At 66.7% G+C, this 5949-nt stretch carries 8 protein-coding genes; 6 read left to right on the top strand and 2 right to left on the bottom strand.

Going from position 1 to position 5949, the window contains the following annotated elements:
- Positions 1-55 precede the first annotated feature (55 nt).
- From WAW17_RS25190 to WAW17_RS25170, 5 genes are all read left to right on the top strand, one after another.
- Entirely contained in the window at positions 56-577 is a 522-nt protein-coding gene (locus tag WAW17_RS25190; protein ID WP_422335608.1) for a flavin reductase family protein, read from the top strand.
- Entirely contained in the window at positions 574-1494 is a 921-nt protein-coding gene (locus tag WAW17_RS25185; RefSeq protein ID WP_422335606.1) for an alpha/beta hydrolase, read from the top strand. Before WAW17_RS25190 ends, WAW17_RS25185 begins: the two co-directional genes overlap by 4 nt.
- Positions 1491-2249 carry an enoyl-CoA hydratase-related protein gene (locus WAW17_RS25180; RefSeq protein ID WP_422335605.1) on the top strand — a complete coding sequence of 253 codons (759 nt, stop codon included), beginning with the start codon at positions 1491-1493 and terminating at the stop codon, positions 2247-2249. The genes WAW17_RS25185 and WAW17_RS25180 overlap by 4 nt, the downstream gene beginning before the upstream one ends.
- A gap of 26 nt (positions 2250-2275) precedes the next feature.
- Positions 2276-2932, top strand: a complete 657-nt coding sequence (locus WAW17_RS25175; RefSeq protein WP_422335604.1) for a 3,4-dihydroxy-2-butanone-4-phosphate synthase — start codon at positions 2276-2278, stop codon at positions 2930-2932.
- A gap of 338 nt (positions 2933-3270) precedes the next feature.
- Positions 3271-4257, top strand: a complete 987-nt coding sequence (locus WAW17_RS25170; protein WP_422335603.1) for an LLM class F420-dependent oxidoreductase — start codon at positions 3271-3273, stop codon at positions 4255-4257.
- A gap of 7 nt (positions 4258-4264) precedes the next feature.
- Here WAW17_RS25170 and WAW17_RS25165 read toward each other — a convergent pair whose 3' ends face one another.
- The gene (locus tag WAW17_RS25165) at positions 4265-4888 is read right to left on the bottom strand and encodes a hypothetical protein (protein ID WP_422335602.1); all 624 of its coding nucleotides are present in this window, start codon (positions 4886-4888) and stop codon (positions 4265-4267) included.
- Positions 4889-5026: 138 nt separating this feature from the next.
- On the opposite strand from WAW17_RS25165, the gene WAW17_RS25160 reads away from it, so the two are divergent.
- Positions 5027-5599: a GNAT family N-acetyltransferase gene (locus WAW17_RS25160; protein WP_422335607.1), complete on the top strand. Its 573-nt coding sequence runs from the start codon at positions 5027-5029 to the stop codon at positions 5597-5599.
- A 69-nt stretch (positions 5600-5668) separates the two neighbouring features.
- On the opposite strand, the gene WAW17_RS25155 is transcribed toward WAW17_RS25160, so the two are convergent.
- The coding region (locus tag WAW17_RS25155; RefSeq protein ID WP_422335601.1) for a DUF3239 domain-containing protein at positions 5669-5949 on the bottom strand (281 nt) is incomplete at its 5' end.

Here is a 5949-nt window from a genome sequence, read left to right as displayed (position 1 = left end):
CCCCCCGCGCTCCAGCCCCCCCACCGGGCATCACCACGTACGAAAGGCATCCGACATGCCCCAGCAACTCGACGAACTGGCGACGCGGTTCTGCGACGCCATGGCCGCGGTGTGTACACCCGTCGCGGTCGTGACCGCGATGGACGGTGAACGTCCCCACGGCACGACCGTGAGTGCCTTCGCGTCGCTATCGATGTCACCGCCGTCGGTGCTGGTCTCCCTGGATCGGGGATCGGACCTGCTGGCACTTGTCCTCGAATCGGGACGCTTCGGGATGAACGTCCTCGGCAGCGGGCAGTCGGAGCTCGCCGCGCAGTTCGCGCGCAAGGGGCCGGACAAGTTCCAAAACGTGCCCTGGCGGGTCGACGGGAAAGTGCCGCGCATCGCCGATGTGCCGCACTGGATCGCCGCGGACGTGATGGAGACCCTGGAGGTGGCCGACCATACGGTCGTGTTCGGCCGCGTGGTGGACATCGTGAGCGAAACGATTCCGCCCCTGACGTACCACGGCAGGGTTTTCGGCACCCACGCTGCGCTCCCACCGGCGCGCACGACCACCGGCAGGGCGCACGCATGACACACACGGAATCCCCCGGCACGACGGTCGAGGCCGACGCCGCGCTCGAGCGTGCCCGCAATTCCTTCGCCGCGGTGTTCGGCAACGGCCGGCTCTCGCTCGACCAGCTGCGGCACAACCTCGACGCAATGATGCTCGAATCGGATCTTGCCGAAGATGTTTCGGTCGACGCGATCGTGGTCAGCGGCGTCGAGGCATTGCGCGTCGTGGCCGGATCCGCGGTCGACGACAATGTCCTCGTATGGTTCCACGGCGGTGGCTACGTCATGGGCAGTCCTCACGGCTACCGCCACGCTGCGGCCGCACTATCGCGGGCGCTCGGGTCCGTGGTCGTCCTGCCCGACTACCGGCTCGCCCCGGAACATCCGTTCCCCGCCGCGCTCGAGGACGCTGCCGCCGTGGTGGATGCCCTGATCGCCGAGTACGGGTCCGAGCGCACGATCGTCGGTGGTGATTCCGCCGGCGGCGGTCTGACGGTGTCCGTCCTGGTCGACATCCGGAACCGCGGCGCCACGCTGCCCGCTGCCGCCGTGGCGGTGTCTCCGCTCGCCGATTTCACGGCATCCGGGGCGAGTGTCACCACCAACCGCGACATCGACCTGGTGATCACGGAGCGCTCGATCGGCATGCTGGCGGCGGCGTACCTCCGCGGACACGACCGCGACCACCCTCTAGCCTCCCCGGTCTTCGCCGACCTCACCGGCCTTCCTCCGATCCTGTTGTTGGCGAGCGATAGCGAGATCCTTCTCGACGACGCGGTGCGGATCCACAATTCCGTCCGGGTGGCCGGGGGAGTGAGCACGTTGTCGGTGTACCCGAACACGTGCCACGCATGGACGCTGTTCACCGAGTTCCTCCCCCAAGCACGAAACGGTGTCGACGAGATCGCCCGCTTCGCCGGAAAGGTATTACCATGACCGTCGACATCCGCAACGACGGCCCGGTACGCCACATCCTGATCGATCGCCCCCAGCGCATGAACGCGGTGGACGCGGCAACCCTCGATCGCCTCGCCGACGAGATCACCAGGGCAGGAGAAGACCCCGGCGTTCGTGTCATCGTGCTGTCCGGAACCGGACGGGCGTTCTGCGCAGGTGGGGACCTCGAGGTTGAGGATCCACTGTCCGTGGAGAACACCGAGTGCACCGCCGATGCTGCCGCACGGTGCATCACGGCCATTACCGGGGTTACCCGTCCCGTCGTGGCAGCGGTACGCGGCCCGGCTGTGGGCGTCGGGGTATCCCTTGCGGTCGCCGCGGACCTCGCGATCGTCCGTTCCGACACCTTCTTCTCGATGCCTTTCACCTCGATCGGTCTGATGCCCGACGGCGGTTCCACGGCCCTCGTCGCCGCAGCTGTCGGCAGAGCAACCGCGATGCGAATGAGTCTGTTGGGAGAGCGGGTGACCGCACGGGACGCTGTGCAGCTCGGACTCGTTGCGGTCGTGTCCGAACCGGAATCCTTCGAAGCTGAGCTGGAATCCGTGGTCGGGCGGCTCATCTCGTATCCGCAGGGGGCTGTCGAGACCACGAAGTTCGCACTCAACGCGTCTACACTGTCGGAGCTACCGAACGCGTTGGCCCGCGAACGAGCCGGACAGATCGGGCTCACCACATCGGACGGCTTCCGCGACGCGATCGCGGCATTCACTGCCGGACGAGTACAGCGATAGCGGACGAATCCAGCCAGGAGAGCGCAATGTCCATCACCGAGTTCATCAAGCTGCACAATCTCGGTTCTCGGGTCGCCGCGGCGACGCACGATCCGGTATTCGCGCGCGTTGAACGCGTGGCCGCCGACATCGCCGCAGGAAGAATCATCGTCCTGTTCGATCCTGTTGTCGGCGAAGCGGTTCTGGTCGTCGCCGCAGAGTTCGCCACCACGGCGTGTCTCGCATTCATGGTCCGATACACCTCGGGCTTCGTGAAGGTAACTGTGCCCGAGTCCGATTGCATCCGGCTACAACTTCCCCCGATGTGGGCGCTTGCCGAGTCGCAGGGCTGCCACGAGCTGACGGTGACCGTCGACGCGTCCGAAGGCATCGGCACCGGCATTTCGGCCGCGGATCGTGCGCAAACGATCCGCACCATCGCCGATGTGGCCGCCGGCCCCGCCGCGTTGACTCGACCCGGCCACGTGGCACCGATGGTGGTGAACGCCAACGACCCCGGCACGTCGGGTGCGGTTGTTCGGGTCATGACCCGCGCCGGCTTGCGTCCTCTGGCAGCCGTGTGCGAACTGGTGTCACCCGCGGACGGGACGGCGATGGCCGACGAGGCGGAAAGCATTGCGTTCGCCCACACGCACTCGCTGAGCTTCCTCTCTGCATCAGATCTTGCGGCGTCCTCGTCGTAAGAACCGACGCGGTCGAGGTGGAGATGTTCGATACCGAAGTGTTGTGACACGATCGCAGCCAAGCCCGGATTCCCGATTCCCTCTCAACGTGGAGATCGGGAGGCATCTCACCCACGACGACCTGCTCGATCATCACGCGGTGATCTATGCCGTCGGGACTCTCGAAGGACCGCCAACTCGACATCCAGGAGCGGAAACTCCCGGTAGTTGTGGCCACAACCGACTTCGTTGCCTGGTACAACGGCGTCCCGACTACGTGCACCGCAGGTTCGACCCCAGGGCGAGTGCGCAGTGATCGTCGGCGCTCGAAATACTCGATGTGTAGGTAGCATTCGGGTATGCGCTTCGGACTGTTCGTTCCCCAGGGTTGGCGGCTGGATCTCGTCGGAATCGATCCCACCGATCAGTGGCCGGTGATGCGAGACTTCGCATTGCGTGCTGATCAGGGTCCCTGGGACTCGCTCTGGGTCTACGACCATTTCCACACCGTGCCCGCACCCACCGAGGAAGCGACACACGAGGCATGGACTCTGATGGCCGCATTCGCCGCCGTCACCTCCCGGGTGCGCCTGGGCCAGATGTGCACGGCGATGGGGTATCGAAATCCGGCGTACCTGGCCAAGGTTGCCGCCACCACCGACCTGATCTCGGGCGGACGCGTCGAGATGGGCATCGGTGGCGGCTGGTACGAACACGAGTGGCGTGCGTACGGGTACGGCTTTCCCACTGCCGGTGAGCGTCTCGGCAGGCTCGACGAGGGAGTGCAGATCATGCGCCAGGCCTGGGCCAATGGTGTCGCGACTTTCGACGGCAAGCACTATCAGGTGGACGGAGCCGTCGTCCGCCCACTCCCGGCGCAGGAAGGCGGCATTCCGCTGTGGATCGCCGGCGGCGGAGAGAAGGTGACGCTGAAGATCGCGGCGAAGTACGCGCAGTACACCAACTTCGACGGCACCCTCGAAGGATTCGCCCACAAATCCGAGATCCTGCGCCGGCACTGCGACACCGTCGGAACCGACTTCGACGCGATCGTCCGGTCCGCCAACTACAACGTCGCGATCGGCACCACCGAGGCCGAGGTGGAGCAGCGGCTGATCACCCTGCAGGAACGCCTCACCCCCTATGTGGGCGCCGAGGCCGCAGAGGGCGCCCTCGCCGCGTTCCGCGGCATGCCCGGTGTGGGGACTCCGGCGCAAATCGTGGAGAAGCTGTCGGCGCTGAAAACGCAGGGCCTGACCTACGGCATCTTCTACTTCCCCGAAGCCGCGTACGACACGTCGGGACTCGAGATCTTCGAACGCGAGGTGCTGCCCGCGCTGCGATAGGCGCCGGTCAGTCCGGCGGTGTGCGGCTCGTCCGATCGCGATCCTGTCGGTCCTCGGAATCGATCTGTTCCGGCGGAGTCCCGACAGCCTCGGCGGGACCGGACGATTCGGGGGGCGGCCCGCCCAGGTCGGGTTGCGGGGCACTGCTGTAGGGGTGCACCACGAATCCCGTGCCGGAAACACGACCCGAGCGCAGGTCCGATAGCGGATTTACCCGTAACCGCGCACCTTCGACGCAGGTCACCGCGATACTTTCGACCGGACCGACGACGATCTGATCGATCCAGGTGAGTGCGCGTCGCCCGGACAGGCCGAATGTCTTTCCGCCGGTATGGATGTAGGCCCATGTGCTGCGATGGAGTAGGACCCACACAGCGCTGTCGAGTGCCGCCACCACCCCGAAGGACGGGGCGGCGAAAACGCCGCGCTCGCACGTCAGGCTCATGAGGTCCGATGCGATCGCCGGGGCGGGGTAGGGGCCCTCCAGTCCCCTGGCCTCGATGATGCGGAGAAAATCCTCGACGAATGAATCCGGCTCTTCCCCGGCCGCGATGAGCCCGGCGGCCTGGCCGAACCGCGCCATCATGCCGTCACCGGACTGGATACCGACGTGAAATCCGATCGTGCTCACGGCCTGCCTCCGACCCGAGAGGACGCCGCCCGGCGCCACCCTTCACGGCGCCACCAGGCCTGTTCCCGCACGTAAACGATACCCGACATGGGGGAGGCGCGGGCCGGAATCCGGGCCGCCAGCGATACGCTGCAATTCATGTTCGTCGTCGACCTGTCCGCTGACGGTGTGTGGCTGAGTGCGCCGGTGGCCTCCGATACCGGCGCGATCACGACCGCGTGCGCAGACCCGGACATCGCGGAATGGACCACCCTGCCCGAGCCCTATACGCGCGCCGACGCGGAGCGCTTCGTGCGGCGCACAGTCCCCGTCGGGTGGGCGGACCGTAATCCGACCTGGGCGATCCGACTCCGCGCGGGTGGGACGGTGTCAGGGATGATCGGCCTCATGAGCCACGACGAGAGCGCTGCGGAAATCGGTTACTGGCTGGCGGCGGGTGCCCGTTCGCGGGGAGTCATGACTGCCGCGGTGAAAGTGGTGTGCGATTTCGGCTTCCGTTCGGACGGGATGGGTCTGGAGCGGATCGAGTGGCGTGCCTTCGTCGGCAACCACAGTTCGGCGCGGGTTGCCCGCAACGTGGGGTTCCAGTACGAAGGTATCCAGCGGCTCGGGCTCGTCCAGCGTGGTCGCAGGCGTGATGCCTGGGCCGCGGCCCTGCTGGCAGGCGATCCACGCAAGCCGGCCGCGGGGTGGCCGTCTTCCGTGGGGTGACCGACCGTTACCAGTACCGGGTGCCACCACTTGCCGGGTATGAGCGGACCTGTGTGACGGGTGAACGTTCTACCGCAGACTCTCCGGAAGTTCGGCCGCGGGCACGGCGACTCGCTGGTCGGCGCTCTCGCGGATCTGTGACGACAACCCGATCCGGCTCTGCAGAAAGTCCCACTCGGCCCGGTCGATGGCTTCCTCGGCCCGGGCCCGCACCGCAGCATCACGGGTGCCCCACGCAATGGGCATGGGGCTGACCATTTCCCAGGTGCCGGCGGTGCCGTGGGTGCCCCGGTCGCTCAGCAGTGCCACCGACGGCACCTTGTCACCCAGATTCTGCTTCTGTCCGGTGC

This window comes from Rhodococcus sp. (in: high G+C Gram-positive bacteria) (assembly GCF_049286785.1).
Taxonomy (GTDB): domain Bacteria; phylum Actinomycetota; class Actinomycetes; order Mycobacteriales; family Mycobacteriaceae; genus Rhodococcus_F.
This window is presented reverse-complemented; position numbering and strand designations above follow the sequence as displayed.

Excerpts from the sequence above, each read along its gene's own strand:
- WAW17_RS25190 (WP_422335608.1), top strand. The coding sequence starts at position 56 with ATGCCCCAGCAACTCGACGAACTGGCGACGCGGTTCTGCGACGCCATG.
- WAW17_RS25185 (WP_422335606.1), top strand. The coding sequence starts at position 574 with ATGACACACACGGAATCCCCCGGCACGACGGTCGAGGCCGACGCCGCG.
- WAW17_RS25180 (WP_422335605.1), top strand. The coding sequence starts at position 1,491 with ATGACCGTCGACATCCGCAACGACGGCCCGGTACGCCACATCCTGATC.
- WAW17_RS25175 (WP_422335604.1), top strand. The coding sequence starts at position 2,276 with ATGTCCATCACCGAGTTCATCAAGCTGCACAATCTCGGTTCTCGGGTC.
- WAW17_RS25170 (WP_422335603.1), top strand. The coding sequence starts at position 3,271 with ATGCGCTTCGGACTGTTCGTTCCCCAGGGTTGGCGGCTGGATCTCGTC.
- WAW17_RS25160 (WP_422335607.1), top strand. The coding sequence starts at position 5,027 with ATGTTCGTCGTCGACCTGTCCGCTGACGGTGTGTGGCTGAGTGCGCCG.